Source organism: Nitrobacter sp. (genome assembly GCF_051535215.1).
Lineage (GTDB): Bacteria > Pseudomonadota > Alphaproteobacteria > Rhizobiales > Xanthobacteraceae > Nitrobacter.
In genome coordinates this window covers 245,933-262,869 of record NZ_JBPPLY010000001.1, presented here as the reverse complement: position 1 = coordinate 262,869, position 16,937 = coordinate 245,933, and the positions used below count along the sequence as shown (strand labels likewise).

The following is a 16,937-nucleotide window of genomic DNA, read 5'->3' as shown; positions in this document are numbered from 1 at the left end:
ATCTGCCGTGCCCGCTTCGGGGATGGATGATGGATACCCGGGTCAAGCCCGCGTATGACACCTCGCATGATCCCGTCCCGTGTCCGCCGACTGAGTCTCACCCGCTTCCGCAACTACGGCGCGGCTGCGTTTGAGACGCGGGAAGACGTGATCGTACTGGTCGGACCCAACGGCGCCGGCAAGACCAATTGCCTGGAGGCCATATCGCTGCTGTCGCCGGGACGCGGCTTGCGGCGCGCCACGCGCGAAGACGTCGCCGACATCCGGGGCGACGGCTCCTGGGCCGTTTCGGCCGAGGTGGAAGGCGCGCTCGGTCTCGCAACGCTCGGCACCGGCGTCGAGACGCCGGACGCCGATGCGGCATCGGGCGGCCGGCGCTATCGGATCGATCGCGAGCCTGTCGCGTCAGCGGTGGCGTTCGGCGATCATCTGCGCATGGTATGGCTGACGCCTTCAATGGACGGCCTGTTCACTGGGCCGGCCTCGGAACGGCGGCGCTTCCTCGACCGCCTGGTGCTGGCGATCGACAGCGATCATTCAAGCCGCGTCTCGGCGCTGGAGCGCAGCCTGCGCTCGCGCAACCGCCTTCTGGAAGCGCGCAACTACGACGCCCACTGGTGCGACGCCATCGAACGAGAAACCGCGGAGCTTGCCGTCGCGGTCGCGGCGATGCGCGCGCAGACCGTGACGCGCCTTGCAGCCGCGCTGGAGACACGCGGCGCGAACTCCGCATTTCCCTCGGCCGGAATCGGGCTCGACGGCTGGATGGAAAACGCCCTGCTCAGCGAGCCTGCGACGACAGTGGAGGACCGCTACCGCGCGATCCTGCGCGACAATCGCGCCCGCGATGCGGCCGCCGGCCGCACGCTCGATGGTCCGCACCTCACCGATCTCGACGTGATCTACGCGCCCAAGAACATGCCGGCAAAGGACGCCTCCACCGGAGAGCAGAAGGCGCTTTTGATCGGACTCGTGCTGGCCCATGCGGGTCTCGTGGCCGAGATGACGGGGATCGTACCGCTGCTGCTGCTCGACGAGGTCGTCGCTCACCTCGATCCCGACCGCCGCGGCGCGCTGTTCGGCGCGCTTGCGAGCCTCGGGGGCCAGGTCTGGATGAGCGGAGCCGACCCGGCCGCATTCGCAAATGTTGGCGCTGGGAGCGAGATTTTCGAGGTCCACTCGGGGCAGATCGCAGGCCGGTCACGATAGCGGTTGCTAAAACCATAGAGCAAGGCCCCGCCACTGCACGATCAGGCTTGCGCCCCCGACCGCGCCCTTGCAGGCTTACTGACGTGCCACGCCTAGACGCAAGCGCTCAACCCAGCCGGCTGATCTGTTCCTCGGTGACCACCCGCTCGATATTGTCGGTCTTGCTCTTAATGCGGTAGCGCGGGCGGCCATCGGCTTCGATCGGCAGGCGAGAGACAACGGTATAGATACTGCGCTCCTTCACATCGGCGCGGCCCTGAGGACCCTGTAGCTGATGGTGGACGTCATCGTTGATCGCGTAGTTGTGGGCCATTGTCTGTGATCTCGCTGAAAGCGGGCTTGTAGGCGCTACGGCGCTGGGATGCAACAACCACCGCCGGCGCACCTGGATTGACGGCGCATCCATCCCGAACGAGACCGAAATCCGGTTTTCCAGTCGCCTGCGCGATCACCCGAAGCGCGCTTTTTCGGGCCTCGCGAATCGGCCGTTCCCGCCCTTGAAAAACCGTCTAAAAATCACATGTATTCAATAGCTTGAAAGGGGTCACTTTGCGCTAGGCGCGGTGCCGCTTTCATGTCAGAAATAGAGCATCTCAGCCGCGATCATTCGCGCTGATTCGGGACACCTTCTGAAGGCCTTTCATGAGCGAACCTGCCCGGCAGCAACTTGCCGCCACCGAACCTGCCGCGCCCGTCGAATACGGCGCGGAATCGATCCGGGTTCTCAAGGGCCTCGATGCCGTGCGCAAGCGGCCCGGCATGTATATCGGCGACACCGACGACGGCTCCGGCCTGCATCACATGGTCTACGAAGTCGTCGACAACGCCATCGACGAGGCGCTGGCGGGACATGCCACCATGGTGGAGGTGATCCTCAACGCCGACAATTCGGTGACGGTGCGCGACGACGGCCGCGGCATTCCCGTCGGCATCCACAAGGGCGAAGGCATTTCCGCAGCCGAGGTCATCATGACCCAGCTTCACGCCGGCGGAAAGTTCGACCAGAATTCCTACAAGGTTTCCGGCGGACTGCACGGCGTTGGCGTCTCTGTCGTGAACGCACTGTCGAGCAGCCTGAAATTGCGGGTCTGGCGCGACGGCAAGGAACACTTCATCGAATTCGCCCACGGCGACGCGGTGGCGCCGTTGAAAGTCGTCGGCGACGCCGTTGGCAAGCGCGGCACCGAGGTGACGTTTCTCGCCTCGACCGAGACTTTCACCAGCGTCGAATACGATTTCGCCACGCTGGAGCACCGCCTGCGCGAACTCGCGTTCCTGAACTCCGGCGTCAACATCGTTCTCTCCGACATGCGTCATGCCGTCGAGAAGCGCGAACAGATGATGTATGACGGCGGAGTCATCGAGTTCGTCAAATATCTCGACCGCAACAAGAAGGCGATGGTGCCGGATCCGATCATGATCCGCGCCGACATGAACGGCATCAATGTCGAGGCAGCGCTGTGGTGGAACGACAGCTACCATGAAAACGTGCTCTGCTTCACCAACAACATCCCGCAGCGCGACGGCGGCACGCACCTCGCCGGTTTCCGCGGCGCGCTGACGCGTCAGGTCAACGGCTATGCCGACGCCATTGCCCGGAAGGAAAAGATCGCGCTGACTGGCGACGACTGCCGCGAAGGCCTGACCGCCGTGCTGTCCGTCAAGGTGCCCGACCCGAAATTCTCATCGCAGACCAAGGACAAGCTGGTGTCCTCGGAAGTGCGTCCGGTGGTCGAGAACGTCATCAACGAGGCGCTCGCCGCCTGGTTCGAGGAACATCCGACCGAAGCGAAACTCATCGTCAACAAGGTGGTGGAAGCCGCGGCCGCCCGCGAAGCCGCGCGCAAGGCGCGCGAGCTGACGCGACGCAAGGGCGCGCTCGACATCGCCTCACTTCCGGGCAAGCTCGCCGACTGCCAGGAACGCGATCCGGCCAAGTCGGAATTGTTCATCGTCGAGGGCGATTCCGCCGGCGGCAGCGCCAAACAGGGCCGCAACCGCGAATTCCAGGCCGTCCTGCCGCTTCGCGGCAAGATCCTGAATGTCGAGCGCGCGCGCTTCGACAAGATGCTTTCGTCGGAACAGATCGGCACGCTGATCACCGCGCTCGGCACCGGCATCGGCCGCGAGGATTTCGATCTCGCCAAGCTGCGCTATCACAAGATCATCGTGATGACCGACGCCGACGTCGACGGCGCTCATATCCGCACGCTGCTGCTGACGTTCTTTTTCCGCCAGATGCCGGCGCTGATCGAGGCCGGCCACCTCTATATCGCGCAACCGCCGCTCTACAAGGTGACCCGCGGCAAGTCCGAGCAGTATCTGAAGGACGAGCGCGCGCTGGAAGATTACCTGATCGAGACCGGGCTCGACGACTGCGTGTTCAAGCTGGCCAGCGGCGAGGATCGCAGCGGCCGCGATCTGCGGGCGCTCGTGGAGGATGCCCGCGTCATCCGCTCGGTGCTGAACAATCTGCACAGCCGCTACAACCGTAAGGTCATCGAGCAGGCCGCGATCGCCGGCGTGCTTAACCCGAAGGTGACCAGCGATCTCGCCACCGCAACCGCCGCCGCCGACTACATCGCCAGGCGGCTGGATGCGCTGGCCGACGAGGTCGAGCGCGGCTGGAGCGGACGTTTCACCGAGGGCGAAGGTTTCTTTTTCGAGCGTACCGTGCGCGGCGTCAAGGACGTCGCCATGATCGACGATGCGCTGCTCGGCTCGGCCGATGCCCGCAAGCTCGACGAATACGCCGCGACGCTGCAGGAAGCCTATCCGCGGCCCGGTCTTCTGCGCCGCAAGGACACGGAGACCGCGATTCACGGTCCGGTCGGCCTGTTCGAGGCGGTCACCGACTCGGGGCGCAAGGGCGTGGCGCTGCAACGCTACAAAGGTCTCGGCGAGATGAATCCGGACCAGCTCTGGGAAACCACGCTCGACACCAACGAGCGGTCGCTGCTGCAGGTGAAGATCAAGGAAGTCGACGAAGCCGACGACATCTTCACCAAGCTGATGGGCGACGTGGTGGAACCGCGCCGCGAATTCATTCAGGACAACTCGCTCAGCGCCAACGTGGACGTGTAAACCGGGACCGCGCCCGATCGCGCCCCGCTATCCCTTCGCGGCGTCCTCCGCCTTTTTGCTCGACGATGCCGACCGGTCGGTCCACTCGGAAACACGGCGTTCGAGATCCCCGAGGTTCTGCCGCATCTGCTCCAGCGAAAAGCCGAGCGCGAAAAAACGCTCGGTCATGTCGCCCGGCAGTCCGCGCGTTAGCCCCTCGCGGCGCATCGCGGCGACTTCCGCAGCATAGGCCTCCAGCGCCGTCTGCACCGGCAGAAAGGCGGGCGCTCCGGCGTCAAGCCGCAACGCCTCGGCAGAAGCCTTCAGATAACTCGTCATGGCCTCGCTGAGCCTCGCGAGTGGCTGCGCCAGCCGCGACTGGAGGTTGGCCGGCAGCGGCGTCACCGTGGCCCGCCCGATCATCACGACGTCATGCCGCAACCGCAACACGGTTCGCAGCAGGGGCCCGGTGTCCGGCCCATGGGACAGCCGGGCCGAACGCTCGCGTTCGGCCTCGGCCCCGATCGCGTTCAGATCGCTGATGGCATGCCCTATTCCGTCCTGGAGCGCGTGAAGCGCGTCATTGTCGCGCCCGCGCGTGAGGCCTGCGAGCAATTCCTGCAGAGCGTCGGCAAGGAGGTTCAAGACGCGCGCAGCATTGACGCGAATCTGCCCGTAGGCGCGCGACGGCAGCACCAGAAACGATACCAATAGCCCCGTGATGGCCCCGACGGTCACCTCCAATATGCGGTCGATCGCGGATTCGAGCGGCGACATCTGCCCCATCGTCGGCAGCAGCAGCACGATGATCGCGGTCACGGTCGCGACGTTCAGGCTCGGATTGATCGCGGCCAGAAAGGCCAATGGCGCAACCGCCAGCACCAAGACGGCCAGCAGGGCGCTTTCGCCGGAATGCGGGATCAGGATCGCGACCGCACCGCCGTAGAAAGCGCCGCCGATGGTACCGATGAGATAGTCGCGCGTCGCCTTCAATGAGCGTCCGACGCTCATCTGGGTCACGATGATGGCCGTCAGCACGGCCCACAGCGGCAACCGAAGGTGCAGCGCGATCGCGAGCGCCAGCGCGGCGAAAGCCGCGGCCGTGACCCGGACGCCGAGGCCCATTTCCACCTTTCGCGACCACAGCCGCGTTGCCGTGCGTTTCAGGAATGAGGTCATGCACCGCAGGTTGGGTTAGCCAGCCGTTCCGACGTTAAAGCCGGTCGCGCATTATTCCGCAACAGGGTCGCTTGCAGGGGCGGAGCCCGTCCGTTAACGATGGCCTTGCGGTCACATGTTCGTGGTAACTGACGACGGAGCATTTCAAATCCGGGCGTGTGAACCATATTCCAGATATTGTCTTGAACCTGAACTCCGTTCGGGGAACTTACTCCCGTAGATCGTGTTTTGTTTGTTCGCGTACGCGTTGGTGTTGTGATGCCGATTTTCCGCTATTTTCTGGTCATGGGCTGCTGTCTTCTCGGCTTGCTTTTAGCCGCCGACTGGATCTGGCCCGGCGACACGGCTTCCGGCGTACATCCGGTTACCGTCGCGACTGCAGGCGCGGCATCCGCAACCTTGCAGGCGACTGGCTTGCAATCGGTGACCTCAAAAGACTCCTCCGCGAAGGACCTGTCCTCCAAGGATTCAGCCTCCGCGGATTCCGCGGCAGGATCGGCGGTTCTCAGTTCGATCGACGACTGGCGCCGCTCCGAGGAACGCTTCGAGCGATCGAAGCAGAATCCGCAACCCATCGTCTATCCGGACGTCGCCACGCTCGCGCCCACCCCCGATCGCCTGCAGTGGGAACGCCAGCTCCGTTATCTGCCGGCCGATCACGTCTACGAAGCACGGGCGGAAATGCCCAAGGGCATGACCATCGAATCCCCGAAGGTGGCGGAAAAGACGGCGCCTCCGCGCAAGCGCGTCACCCACGTCCGCAGCAATGCGAGGATCGCGACGGACATAGAGCGATTGCCTCCGCGCTACGCCCGCAACAGCGCCTGGAACCCGTTCGGCTTCTTCGACTGAGCGAAGGACGCGTCTGTTCGCGCGGTATCACCCCTGTCCGGATCTCTGCTCACCGCCGAGCCAAATCAGCGCGCAGCACCCGCGGGATCAGCCTTCGATGATGATGAAATCGGCTTCCGAACATTTCTGGCGGACCACCTTCGCAGCCTGATATTCGGGGCTTTGATAGCACGCCTTCGCGGTGGCGAGGTCCTTGAACTCGACCACCACGTTGCGGTCGCGCGATGTGCCTTCCATGGAATCGAACGGGCCGCCGCTCACGATGAAGTTGGCGCCGAACTTTTCGAACGCGGGCTTGGCCGCAGCGAGATAGTCGGGATAACGATCCCGGTCGTGGATCGAAACGCGCACGATCCAATAACCTTTTGCCATGCTCGATCTCCGTTTGATGCAGGTTTATCAAAACCACCAGCCGAAGGCGCTCCGACTTTATGATGGGATCCGCCGGCTTCGAGCCGCGCCTCGCCAGTCTCCTGCCCGCGGCTTTCGGCAAGCGCTGCAACGACTTCGTGAAGGCGGAACCGGGCAGCGTCGGGTGAACGCGGTTGTCAGCGCCGCAGTAGCGCCGGATAATCAGGTTCGCCCCATTCCCACGGAGGTGACATGAGCTGGCTTCCCTCCAACGATCCCGTTCTCGGCGACCCCCTGACATGCGACGCACTCGAGCTTGTCATCGTGCCGCGCACCCGCGATCTCGGCGACGGATTTGCGGTGCGCCGCGCGCTGCCGCACGGCAAGCGGCAGATGGTCGGCCCCTTCATCTTCTTCGATCATTTCGGACCTGTGCAGTTCGTCTCCGGCAAGGGCATGGACGTGCGGCCGCATCCGCACATCGGGCTCGCCACCGTCACTTACCTGTTCGACGGCAGCATCATGCACCGCGACAGCGAGGGTAACATCCAGGAAATCCAGCCCGGCGCCATGAACCTGATGACGGCGGGGCGCGGCATCGCGCATTCCGAACGAACCCCCGATGCGCAGCGCGCCAGCGGCCAGTTGATGCTCGGCCTGCAAAGCTGGATTGCGCTGCCGCAGAGCCGCGAGGAGATTGCGCCCTCATTCCAGCACTACGGCGCGGGCAGCCTGCCGACGGTACAGGACAAGGGTTTCCGCGCCCGGATCATCGCTGGCCGGTCGTTCGGCGCAACCTCGCCGGTCGAGATGGTGTCGCCGTGGTTCTACGTCGAGATCAGCTTGGACGCCGGCATGAGCGCGCCGCTGGACGCGGACCACGAGGAGCGCGCGATCTATATCGTCGAGGGCGAGATCGAGATCGCCGGCGACCGCCACGAAGCGCCTCAGCTCCTGGTTTTCCGTCCCGGCGACCGCATCACGGTGCGGGCGACAAGGCCCGCGCGGATGATGTTCCTCGGCGGCGATGCGCTGGAGGGACCGCGGCACATCTGGTGGAATTTCGTCTCCTCCAGCAAGGAGCGCATCGAACAGGCCAAGGAAGACTGGAAAACCGGCCGCTTCGCAGCCGTTCCGAACGAGCACGAGTTCATTCCGCTGCCAGAAAACTGATGCGGCTCATAGTTTTCGAGCGAAGTGGAGACCAGTTCGCGTGAAAGAAAACGCGTCAAAACCAGGAATCTGGAGCTTCGCTTCCAACTCAATCAGAAGCGAGGCTCTAAGCCGGCAGGCCGTTTGCCTGCGCAAGCTCCTTCAGCGACACCTGCGGCCGCGCGCCGATGTGCTGGATCACCTCGGCCGCGGCCAGCGCGCCGAGCCGGCCGGCGTTTTCATGGCTCGCACCCCGTACCAATCCGAACAGGAATCCCGCCGCGAACAGGTCGCCAGCCCCTGTCGTATCGACCAGCCTGTCGATCGAACACGCCGGCACCGCAACGACGCCGTCCGTCGTCGCAACCACGCAGCCCTTCTCGCTGCGGGTGACAACGCCGAATGCAATGTCATTGCGCAATTGCGTCAGCGCCGCATCGAAGTCCGAGGTCTGATAGAGCGAATGCAACTCGCTCTCGTTGGCGAAGATCAGGTCGACGGCGCCCGTTCGCATCAGTTGCAGAAATTCGTCGCGGTAGCGATCGACGCAGAACGCATCCGACAGCGTCAGCGCCACCCGGCGCTTCGCCCCGTGCGCGATCTGCGACGCCTTAAGGAACGCTTCTTTCGCCGCCTTGGGGTCCCACAGATAGCCCTCGAGATAGAGGATCGACGCAGCAGCGACGGCCTCCGCATCGATGTCCGCAGGCGACAGATCCTGCGCCGCGCCGAGATAGGTGTTCATGGTGCGCTCACCGTCGGGCGTCACCAGAATGTAGGAGCAGCCGGTCGCCGGACCATCGGACGCGGGCGGCGTATCGAAGGCCACCTGCGCGGCGCGAATGTCATGCATATACAGGCGCCCGATCTGATCGTCCTTCACCTTGCCGACATAGGCCGTGCGCGCGCCGAACCCTGCGAGACCGACGATGGTGTTGGCGGCCGATCCGCCTGACATCTCCGTCGCGGGTCCCATGTCGGCGTAGATCGAGGCGGCGCGCGCCTCGTCGATCAGCGCCATGCCGCCCTTGGTCATGCCATGGGCGGCGAGAAAGCCTTCGTCGGCCCGCACCAGAACGTCGAAAATCGCATTGCCGATCCCGAGCACGTCGTATTTCGCTGAAGTCATTAAGAATATCCAGTTGCGGCAATTGCGGGGAAGCGCGGAATCCGGTCAGACTCCCGCGAAATGGGGTTGCCGCGACCTATCACGGCGCCTCCATGCCATCAAGCACGGCCTAGTGGTCCGATTCTAACATCTGTATCCCGTTGCAGCAGGTGTTCTTGCAAATGTTAGAATCAAAGGACCACTAGCAAATATAAGGTTTCTAGTGGAGCTTTGGATTTGACATTCGCTTCTTGCGTCGCTCCAAACCGGGTAGCGAATGTCAAATCCACTCCACTAGGCCGACATCGCCATGATCCGCTCCGTCCTCACCGTCTCCTCGGGCACGCTGGCCTCGCGTCTGCTCGGCTTCGCGCGCGACGCGTTGACCGCGGCGCTGCTCGGCGCCGGACCGGTCGCCGACGCATTTCTGATGGCGTTTCAGCTCATCAATGTGATCCGGCGGATGCTCGGCGAAGGCGCATTGAACGCCGCGCTGGTACCGGCCTGGATGCGGCTGCGCGACGGCAGCGGCCCTGCCGCGGCAGCGGCCTTCGCCGGCGCGGTGCTCGGCACCGTGAGCGCGGCCCTGATCGCGCTCACAGTGATCGCCGCCGTGGCGATGCCGCTTCTCATGAGATTGCTGGCGCCGGGCTTCGTCGGAAGCGAAAGCCTGCAGCTTACCGTGACAGACGCGCGGCTGATGCTGCCTTATCTGGCTTTCGCCGGCCCTGCGGCCGTCATGATCGGCCTGATGAACGCCCGGCATCGCTTCGTAATTCCCGCCTTCGCGCCGCTGACGTTCAACATCGCCCTGATTCTCGTCGCCGCGGTGCTGCTGCTGTCGCATCGGGACTCGCATTCGGCGGCACTGGTGATGGCGGCGACCGTGGGTGCTGCCGGCCTGCTGCAACTCGTCGCCCTCGCGACTCCGGTCCGCCGCGACAATCTCGCAAGCCCTTTGCGTATATCTTTCGATGCCGGGATGCGGGATTTCGCCCGCAAGGCAATCCCGGGCATGATCGCGAATTCGGCGCCGCAATTGCTGATCGTCGCTGGCGCGATCGTGGCGTCGGCATCGCCGTCGGCAGTGGCGTGGCTTTATTTCGCCAACCGCCTGATCGAACTGCCACTGGGGATGGTCGGCGTCGCCATCGGCACCGTGCTGGTGCCGGAATTGAGCCGTGCTTTCAACAAGAGCGACACCGCCGCGCTCGCTCACGCCGAGTCGCGGGGGCTCGAACTTGCGGCAGGCCTGGCTCTGCCCGCGACGCTTGGCCTGATCGTGCTCAGTGAGCCGATCGTGCGGGTGCTGTTCGAGCACGGCGCGTTTACCGCAGCTGATACCCGTGCCACGGCCCTGGCGCTCGGCTGTCTCGCCCTCGGCCTTCCCGCCCACATCCTGATCAAGGCGGTGTCTCCCGCATTTTTCGCGCGCGGCGATACGATGACCCCGCTTCTGGCGGCGCTGAAGGGCATCGCCGTGGCGATGGTGTTCGCCGTCATATTCGGATGGATGTTCGGAGTCGGCGGAATAGCCGCGGCAATGGCGCTCGGCGCATGGAGCAACGCGGCAATCCTCGCCCGGAACGCCGCCGCGACGTTCGGATTTTCCGTGGACGCCGAAGCGCGACGGCGCCTGCCGCGGATCGTATTGGCCGCATTGCTGATGGGCGGGACTTTGTGGCTTGCCCTTCGATCGCTGCCCATCATGGCTGGCGCGCACTCGATTTTGCAGGCCGCGCTGCTTGCGATTGTGATCGTTTCGGGTATCGCGATCTATACACTGCTTCTGCTGCTGTTTCGGGTGATCGACCGGAGCAACATGCGGGCCGCGCTGACGCGATCCGGCCCCCGCGACTTGCGCGCCTAAGCTCTGCGTGGCAAGGGACGACGCGCCGTATCGGGGCATTGGCCGCGTTTCGCGGCGCTTCGGGACGGCTAGGCAGGAACTGAGAGATGACACGGGTTTTTTCGGGCGTGCAGCCGACCGGCAATCTGCATCTGGGCAATTATCTCGGCGCCATCGTCAATTTCGTGAAATTGCAGGCCGACCACGAATGCCTCTATTGCGTGGTCGACCTCCATGCCATCACCGTGCCTGTTGCGGTCTGGGGCGGGCCGGAGGAATTGCGCCGCAACACGCGCGAGGTCACCGCCGCCTTCATCGCGGCCGGCATCGATCCGAAGCGGCATATCATCTTCAACCAGAGCCAGGTGGCGGGACACGCCGAACTGACCTGGGTGTTCAACTGCGTGGCGCGGCTCGGCTGGCTCAACCGCATGACCCAGTTCAAGGAAAAGGCCGGCAAGGACCGCGAGAACGCGTCGGTCGGGCTTTACGATTATCCGGTGCTGATGGCGTCGGACATTCTGGTCTATCGCGCCACCCACGTTCCGGTCGGAGAGGATCAGAAACAGCACCTCGAACTGAGCCGCGACATCGCCCAGAAATTCAACAATGACTTTTCCGGATCGATCGCCGCCAACGGCTTTGAGGACAAGTTCTTTCCGCTGCCCGAGCCTGTGATCACGGGACCCGCGACGCGCGTGATGAGCCTGCGCGACGGCACCAAGAAGATGTCGAAGTCGGACCCCTCGGATTATTCGCGCATCAACCTCACCGACGATGCCGATACCATCGCGCAAAAGATCCGCAAGGCCAAGACCGATCCGGAGCCGCTGCCGTCGGAGGAAAAGGCGCTGGAAAGCCGTCCCGAGGCCGACAATCTCGTCGGCATCTATGCAGCCTTGTCAGGCACGCCCAAATCCGAGGTGCTTGCGCAATTCGGCGGCGCGCAATTCTCCGGCTTCAAATCCAGCCTGGTCGATCTGGCGGTCGCAAAGCTGTCGCCGATCGCCCTTGAGATGAAGCGGCTGACCGACGATCCAGCCTATGTCGACCGGATTCTGATCGAGGGAGCCGACCGCGCCCGCGCCATCGCCTCGGAAACCATGAACGCGGTGAAGGATATCGTCGGGTTCATCCGCAAACGCTAACGCCTTTTCGCTTCCTGGAATCAGAAGCGGGGCTGTGATTTTGTTTTGACGCGTTTCCTTGACGCGAACCGGTGTCCAGTTCGCTCAAAAACGCTATGGATCAGGATGATCGGATCGATTCGATCCCATCATGAACATGATCGAAATCCAGCATTTCAGGAAAGCGGGATGCGGGCGGACAACCGCGACGCCTTTTCCCTTCAACTGCATCGCCTTCCGCTTTCGGCTCTGTTGATCGCTGTCCGCAACCTGCTTGTCGGAGCGGGGCGCGCCGTGGCAGCATGGCGATGGCTGGTTCAGCACCGGGACATGCATGAGCGCACACCGTCGAAGCTACGAGAGCGGCCACAAGCCGAAATATCTGGTCGTCGTCGACGACAGCGCCGAATGGGACCGCGCCGTCTATTATGCCAGCCGGCGCGCCATTCGCGTCGGGGGCGGCATCGTGATGCTGCGGGTGATCGAGCCGGAAGACCGCAACCAGGAATGGCTCGGCGTCGCGGAGGTGATGCGCGCGGAAGCCTATGAAGGCGCGAACGCGGCGCTCGACCGTGCCTCCGGGCGGGCCAACGGCATTGCCGCGATTACGCCGGAACGCGTCATCCGCGAGGGCTCGCCGCTCGAACAGATTCTCGACATCGTCGACAAGGACCTCGATATTTCGATGCTGGTGCTGGCGGCCAGCGGGGGGCCCGAGGGTCCGGGTCCGATCATCACGACGCTGGCCAAAACCGCGGGTAACTTCCCGATTCCGGTGACGATCGTGCCGGGCAGCCTGGATGACGACGCGATCGATGCCCTGTCCTAGGAGCCTCTGGAATCGAAAGTGAGGTTCCCCATAGGTTTGTTTTGACGCGTTTTCTGGCGCTGACCGATATCCACCCGGCTTGAAAAATACTCCAGATCGGCGTCAGGCGAAGAGCCTGCGGTCGCCCGCGCCCTTGATCGTGCTTTGGCCATGGCTATCTGCTAAGGGAACCTACGCGCCGGCCTTGAACCGGCGACGATGGAGATACCCATGTTCATTCAGACCGAAGTTACCCCCAATCCTGCCACCTTGAAGTTCCTTCCGGGCCGCACCGTGCTCGGCAAGGGCACGATGGAATTCGTCGGCCCCGGCTCGGCCGGGCGCTCGCCGCTCGCCGTGAAGCTTTTCGCCATACATGGCGTCACCGGCGTGTTCTATGGCTCGGACTTCATCACGGTGACGAAGGACGACAGCGACTGGCAACATCTCAAGCCGGCCATCCTCGGCGTGATCATGGAACACTACATGTCGGGCGCGCCGCTGTTGTCCGATGGCGACGGAAACGGCGAGACGACCACGGATAACGACGTCGAATTTTTCGAGGAAGCGGACGCCGAAACCGTGACCCTGATCAAGGACCTGATCGAAACGCGGGTGCGGCCGGGCGTTGCCGACGACGGCGGCGACATCACCTTCCGCGGCTTCAAGGACGGCATCGTTTATGTGAACATGAAGGGCTCGTGCTCCGGATGCCCGTCATCGACCGTGACCTTGCGGAACGGCATCCAGAACCTGCTGAAGCACTTCATTCCCGAGGTGGTCGAAGTGCGGCCGGTTTAGCGGGCGCAACTTCCCCCGCAGAGCCTTCGGCTTCAGAGTTTGGCGACGACGACCAGCCGCTTGATCTGGCCGCTCTTATAGGCGCGCAGGAAGGCGTTGTAGTTCCTGAACGACACGCAGCCGTTGGAGTCGCCGTTCGGCCCGAGCATGTAGGTATGCGCGAGCAGACCACTGCGCCCGTAGATCTTGTCCTCGCCGCCGATCGGTTTCAGCCGGATCGCTTCCACGCCGTGGAACGGACGTTCGCGCAACGACAGGTCATAGGTGTGGGGCGGCGTCACGCCGCGCATTTTCCTGTCGGCGGAACGCGGATCGTCGAGCATCTTGCCGAGGCCCGAATGCGCCTCGAGCTTGGTGCCGTTCGGCATGTAGACCGTCCGCGCCGAAATATCGTAGACGGCAGTATATTGATCGTATTGCGGAATACGGCCGAGCGTCAGGCTCTCGCCGTCGCTCGTCACCCCGCCGTCCGGCGCGGCGAATGCGAGTTGCAGACCGCTGGACACGGACTTACCGAACAGCTTTTCGAAGATCGACGGCTTCTTCGGCTCGGGTTCCGGCTCCAGCGCAGCAGCGGTGTTGGCCTGCGCGACTTCACGTCGGGAAGGAGTGGAAGCCTGCAACTGGCGCAATTCGGCCGGGCGCGGCGCCGGCATCGGCACCACGGCGGCGACTTGCGGCGTCGGCGGAAGCGGCAACGTCTCCGGCATCGTCTCTGCGGGAAGCGAGGCGACCTCTACCGGAGCAGGCTGAGCCGGCGCAGCCTGCGGGCGGAAGGTTTCCGGCTCTCCGCCGAGAAAACGCGGACCGTAGAGCCAGGCCGTGCGGGGCGGGGCGGCGGGATCTTCGATGCGGGCCTTGGCCGTGGCGCTGACTTCGGGCGTTGGCCGAATTGCACGCGGCGGAGGCATCTCATGCAGCGCCTCATACGCTGCGGCGATGCGAGCGGCCGGTATAACGCGAACGGACGCGGCCGGCGGCAGCGACGCCGTGACCAGTTCCGGATCCCCGCCGGAAACATTGGCGTAGAGGGTCCAGGCGCAGGCGAGCGCGATGCAGGCGAGCGCGGCGGCGCCGACAATATTCTGCGGAACGGCCTTGCGGGGCAAGGCGGCGGAATAGGCCGCTACATCGTAATAACGCGTACCCGTAACGTACGTCATTCGCCCCACATCCAGAGTCACTCAGCATCCGAGACATGCGAGCGCACGAAAGTCCGCATGCCGCCCGCAAGGTGCGGATACAAGACTACGCATGGTCGAATCGCTGACCCCAAGTTCGGTAGAACCTGTCGCAGACTTGCGAAGCGTCATTAAGGCGAGTTTTAGTTAAATGCCGATTAAATGCGGGCCAGATCCGGCTCAAAGGCACGAAAGTGGACGGAATCATGGCAATCAGGTGGCTATAACATGGCGACGCCTGCCGGAGCCGCAGGTCACGAGGCGAGAACAGTGCTAGACCGTGATGCTCCGCTTTATGCCGTGATTTGATAAGACGCGCGTTTTCCACGCGGACTCAACGCATTCTCGGATCAGCCGAGGACCTGCTTCAAAACGATAGTCTGGCTTCCGATGCTTGTTCTTGCGATCGACACTGCACTCGATGCCTGCGCCGCCTGTGTCCTGGACACCGACGAAGCCCGGCTTCTCGCTCATGAATCGCTGCCGATGAAGCGCGGACACGCAGAAGCGCTGATGCCGCTGATCGCGCGCGTCATCGACTCAGCCGGTATCGCCTTTTCCTCGCTCGACCGCATCGCCGCGACCACCGGCCCCGGCAGTTTCACCGGCCTTCGCGTGGGGTTGTCGGCCGCGCGCGGCATCGCGCTTGCCGCCGGCAAGCCCGCAGTCGGCGTGACGACCCTGATGGCCTATGCAGCGCCGGTTGTCGGCGAGAACCGCTGCTCGCCGGTGATCTCCGTGATCGATGCCCGCCACGACCAGGTTTATTTCCAGGCTGTCGGCGGCGACGGCTCCATGCTGGTCCGGCCTCAGGTTGCGCCGGTCGAGGAGGCGCTCGCCACCTCGCGTTTCGGTGCGCCGCACCTTGTCGGCAATGCCGCCCGGCTTCTGGCCGACCGATGGCCCGCGCACGAATCGCCTCCGGTCGCGGTCGATCCGCAAGCGGCGCCCGATATCGCCTGGGTGGCGTGGCTCGCCGCAGCCGTCGATCCGGATGCCGCACCGCCGCGTCCGACCTATCTGCGCGCGCCCGACGCGAAGCCCGCAAGCGACCTCCTGCACAAGACATCCAGGCCGGCTGCATCATCATGACCTGGTTCGGAAGCAAGGAACGCGCGACGCCCGTGGTCGAGTCCGCGACCTCTCACGACGCCGCGCGCCTTGCGGCTATTCACGGCGCATCGTTTCACCGCGGATGGGGCGAAGGCGAATTCGAAGTCATGATCGCGGAACGCAACACGCTGGTTCAGCGTTTGCGGCTGAGATCGAGCGTGATCGGCTTCGCGGTGTCGCGCATCGCTGCGGACGAGGCCGAGATTCTCTCGATCGCGATCGACGCGGACCACCGCGGTCAGCGATTCTCGCGCGACCTGCTGTTCACGCATCTCGGCTATCTCGCCGGCCGCGGCGTCCGCAAGGTGTTTCTCGAAGTCGAGGAAAATAATCAGCCGGCGCGGCGTCTCTATGAACGCGCGGGCTTCGTCGTCACCGGGCGCCGCGAACGCTATTATCGGGAGGCCGGCGGCAAGGAACTGAACGCATTGGTGATGCGCCGCGACTTGTCGTAGTCTGCGCGCGGTGGCAAAAGAAAAACGATCGGCGGCGGTGAAAGCGGTTTTGCGTCCGACCGCACTCCCGAATATCATTCGCTTGCATTATCTTTACGCGCTATCTTCATGCGATGCGGCCCACACCTCGGCGAAACATGCGCCATCGGAACCGGACACGTCATGACGGCCCTGAAACCGACTTCTGCGCAGAAGCCCACCAAGATTGAAGCGCGTTGCGCCGCCACCGGGATGCGCATGACCGAACAGCGCCGGGTTATCGCGCGCGTGCTGGCGGAAGCCTCCGATCATCCGGACGTCGAGGAACTCTATCGCCGCTGCGTCGCGGTGGATGACAAGATCTCTATCTCGACGGTCTATCGCACCGTCAAGCTGTTCGAGGACGCCGGCATCATAGAGCGGCACGATTTCCGCGAGGGCCGCGCACGCTACGAGACGATGCGCGACAGTCACCACGACCATCTCATCAACCTGCGTGACGGCAAGGTGATCGAATTCACCTCCGACGAAATCGAAAAGCTGCAGGCCGAGATCGCCCGCAAGCTCGGCTACAGGCTGGTCGACCACCGCCTTGAACTCTATTGCGTCCCGATGGACGAGGACAATTCCTGAGCGCCGATCCATGTCCGACGACATGCGGCAGGTGCGGCGATCTGTCGTTCAGTTGGGAAAAATCAGCCAGGTCGTTT

16 protein-coding genes are annotated in these 16,937 nt (G+C 63.9%); 11 read left to right on the top strand and 5 right to left on the bottom strand.

All coding sequences use genetic code 11. From position 1 onward, the window contains the following. The first annotated feature begins 66 nt into the window (after nucleotides 1-66). Nucleotides 67-1,209 (top strand): DNA replication/repair protein RecF, encoded by a 1,143-nt coding sequence (gene recF / locus ACS3WB_RS01205; protein ID WP_438273784.1) that lies wholly within the window; start codon nucleotides 67-69, stop codon nucleotides 1,207-1,209. Nucleotides 1,210-1,315: 106 nt separating this feature from the next. On the opposite strand, the gene ACS3WB_RS01200 is transcribed toward recF, so the two are convergent. After that, entirely contained in the window at nucleotides 1,316-1,522 is a 207-nt protein-coding gene (locus ACS3WB_RS01200) for a hypothetical protein (protein ID WP_438273783.1), read from the bottom strand. A gap of 329 nt (nucleotides 1,523-1,851) precedes the next feature. Here ACS3WB_RS01200 and gyrB point away from each other — a divergent pair, with 329 nt between their 5' ends. Further along, a complete protein-coding gene (gene gyrB / locus ACS3WB_RS01195; protein WP_438273782.1) occupies nucleotides 1,852-4,293 on the top strand; it encodes a DNA topoisomerase (ATP-hydrolyzing) subunit B in 2,442 nt (813 codons plus the stop codon). Nucleotides 4,294-4,320: 27 nt separating this feature from the next. Here the strand turns inward: gyrB and ACS3WB_RS01190 are convergent, their stop codons facing one another. Then, entirely contained in the window at nucleotides 4,321-5,451 is a 1,131-nt protein-coding gene (locus tag ACS3WB_RS01190) for an FUSC family protein (protein ID WP_438273781.1), read from the bottom strand. Nucleotides 5,452-5,709: 258 nt separating this feature from the next. Between ACS3WB_RS01190 and ACS3WB_RS01185 the strand changes: the two genes are divergently transcribed. Then, nucleotides 5,710-6,303, top strand: a complete 594-nt coding sequence (locus ACS3WB_RS01185; protein ID WP_438273780.1) for a hypothetical protein — start codon at nucleotides 5,710-5,712, stop codon at nucleotides 6,301-6,303. Nucleotides 6,304-6,390: 87 nt separating this feature from the next. Here the strand turns inward: ACS3WB_RS01185 and ACS3WB_RS01180 are convergent, their stop codons facing one another. After that, the gene (locus tag ACS3WB_RS01180; RefSeq protein WP_438273779.1) at nucleotides 6,391-6,675 is read right to left on the bottom strand and encodes a DUF1330 domain-containing protein; all 285 of its coding nucleotides are present in this window, start codon (nucleotides 6,673-6,675) and stop codon (nucleotides 6,391-6,393) included. A gap of 231 nt (nucleotides 6,676-6,906) precedes the next feature. On the opposite strand from ACS3WB_RS01180, the gene ACS3WB_RS01175 reads away from it, so the two are divergent. Then, nucleotides 6,907-7,827: a pirin family protein gene (locus ACS3WB_RS01175; protein WP_438273778.1), complete on the top strand. Its 921-nt coding sequence runs from the start codon at nucleotides 6,907-6,909 to the stop codon at nucleotides 7,825-7,827. A gap of 106 nt (nucleotides 7,828-7,933) precedes the next feature. Here ACS3WB_RS01175 and ACS3WB_RS01170 read toward each other — a convergent pair whose 3' ends face one another. Continuing rightward, nucleotides 7,934-8,935 (bottom strand): adenosine kinase, encoded by a 1,002-nt coding sequence (locus tag ACS3WB_RS01170; protein WP_438273777.1) that lies wholly within the window; start codon nucleotides 8,933-8,935, stop codon nucleotides 7,934-7,936. A gap of 289 nt (nucleotides 8,936-9,224) precedes the next feature. Between ACS3WB_RS01170 and murJ the strand changes: the two genes are divergently transcribed. The 4 genes from murJ (at nucleotide 9,225) to ACS3WB_RS01150 (ending at nucleotide 13,499) form a co-directional block, all read left to right on the top strand. Then, a complete protein-coding gene (gene murJ / locus ACS3WB_RS01165) occupies nucleotides 9,225-10,784 on the top strand; it encodes a murein biosynthesis integral membrane protein MurJ (protein WP_438273776.1) in 1,560 nt (519 codons plus the stop codon). Between the two features lie 86 nt (nucleotides 10,785-10,870). Next, nucleotides 10,871-11,911: a tryptophan--tRNA ligase gene (gene trpS, locus ACS3WB_RS01160; protein ID WP_438273775.1), complete on the top strand. Its 1,041-nt coding sequence runs from the start codon at nucleotides 10,871-10,873 to the stop codon at nucleotides 11,909-11,911. Nucleotides 11,912-12,224: 313 nt separating this feature from the next. After that, complete coding sequence (locus ACS3WB_RS01155; RefSeq protein ID WP_438273774.1) at nucleotides 12,225-12,719, top strand: universal stress protein; 495 nt, start codon at nucleotides 12,225-12,227, stop codon at nucleotides 12,717-12,719. Nucleotides 12,720-12,929: 210 nt separating this feature from the next. Beyond that, nucleotides 12,930-13,499 (top strand): NifU family protein, encoded by a 570-nt coding sequence (locus tag ACS3WB_RS01150; protein WP_438273773.1) that lies wholly within the window; start codon nucleotides 12,930-12,932, stop codon nucleotides 13,497-13,499. Nucleotides 13,500-13,531: 32 nt separating this feature from the next. Here the strand turns inward: ACS3WB_RS01150 and ACS3WB_RS01145 are convergent, their stop codons facing one another. Beyond that, nucleotides 13,532-14,662, bottom strand: coding sequence for a DUF2778 domain-containing protein (locus tag ACS3WB_RS01145; RefSeq protein WP_438273772.1), 1,131 nt, complete (start codon nucleotides 14,660-14,662; stop codon nucleotides 13,532-13,534). Nucleotides 14,663-15,070: 408 nt separating this feature from the next. Here ACS3WB_RS01145 and tsaB point away from each other — a divergent pair, with 408 nt between their 5' ends. The 3 genes from tsaB to ACS3WB_RS01130 all read left to right on the top strand — a co-directional run bounded on the left by tsaB (nucleotide 15,071) and on the right by ACS3WB_RS01130 (nucleotide 16,860). Beyond that, on the top strand, nucleotides 15,071-15,772 hold the full coding sequence (gene tsaB / locus ACS3WB_RS01140) for a tRNA (adenosine(37)-N6)-threonylcarbamoyltransferase complex dimerization subunit type 1 TsaB (RefSeq protein WP_438273771.1): 702 nt from the start codon (nucleotides 15,071-15,073) through the stop codon (nucleotides 15,770-15,772). Beyond that, on the top strand, nucleotides 15,769-16,248 hold the full coding sequence (gene rimI, locus ACS3WB_RS01135; protein WP_438273770.1) for a ribosomal protein S18-alanine N-acetyltransferase: 480 nt from the start codon (nucleotides 15,769-15,771) through the stop codon (nucleotides 16,246-16,248). The genes tsaB and rimI overlap by 4 nt, the downstream gene beginning before the upstream one ends. 162 nt (nucleotides 16,249-16,410) lie before the next feature. Continuing rightward, nucleotides 16,411-16,860 (top strand): Fur family transcriptional regulator, encoded by a 450-nt coding sequence (locus ACS3WB_RS01130; RefSeq protein ID WP_438273769.1) that lies wholly within the window; start codon nucleotides 16,411-16,413, stop codon nucleotides 16,858-16,860. Nucleotides 16,861-16,937 lie beyond the last annotated feature (77 nt).

Coding starts and splice junctions, on each gene's coding strand:
- recF (WP_438273784.1), top strand. CDS start 67: ATGATCCCGTCCCGTGTCCGCCGACTGAGTCTCACCCGCTTCCGCAAC.
- ACS3WB_RS01200 (WP_438273783.1), bottom strand. CDS start 1,522: ATGGCCCACAACTACGCGATCAACGATGACGTCCACCATCAGCTACAG.
- gyrB (WP_438273782.1), top strand. CDS start 1,852: ATGAGCGAACCTGCCCGGCAGCAACTTGCCGCCACCGAACCTGCCGCG.
- ACS3WB_RS01190 (WP_438273781.1), bottom strand. CDS start 5,451: ATGACCTCATTCCTGAAACGCACGGCAACGCGGCTGTGGTCGCGAAAG.
- ACS3WB_RS01185 (WP_438273780.1), top strand. CDS start 5,710: ATGCCGATTTTCCGCTATTTTCTGGTCATGGGCTGCTGTCTTCTCGGC.
- ACS3WB_RS01180 (WP_438273779.1), bottom strand. CDS start 6,675: ATGGCAAAAGGTTATTGGATCGTGCGCGTTTCGATCCACGACCGGGAT.
- ACS3WB_RS01175 (WP_438273778.1), top strand. CDS start 6,907: ATGAGCTGGCTTCCCTCCAACGATCCCGTTCTCGGCGACCCCCTGACA.
- ACS3WB_RS01170 (WP_438273777.1), bottom strand. CDS start 8,935: ATGACTTCAGCGAAATACGACGTGCTCGGGATCGGCAATGCGATTTTC.
- murJ (WP_438273776.1), top strand. CDS start 9,225: ATGATCCGCTCCGTCCTCACCGTCTCCTCGGGCACGCTGGCCTCGCGT.
- trpS (WP_438273775.1), top strand. CDS start 10,871: ATGACACGGGTTTTTTCGGGCGTGCAGCCGACCGGCAATCTGCATCTG.
- ACS3WB_RS01155 (WP_438273774.1), top strand. CDS start 12,225: ATGAGCGCACACCGTCGAAGCTACGAGAGCGGCCACAAGCCGAAATAT.
- ACS3WB_RS01150 (WP_438273773.1), top strand. CDS start 12,930: ATGTTCATTCAGACCGAAGTTACCCCCAATCCTGCCACCTTGAAGTTC.
- ACS3WB_RS01145 (WP_438273772.1), bottom strand. CDS start 14,662: ATGACGTACGTTACGGGTACGCGTTATTACGATGTAGCGGCCTATTCC.
- tsaB (WP_438273771.1), top strand. CDS start 15,071: ATGCTTGTTCTTGCGATCGACACTGCACTCGATGCCTGCGCCGCCTGT.
- rimI (WP_438273770.1), top strand. CDS start 15,769: ATGACCTGGTTCGGAAGCAAGGAACGCGCGACGCCCGTGGTCGAGTCC.
- ACS3WB_RS01130 (WP_438273769.1), top strand. CDS start 16,411: ATGACGGCCCTGAAACCGACTTCTGCGCAGAAGCCCACCAAGATTGAA.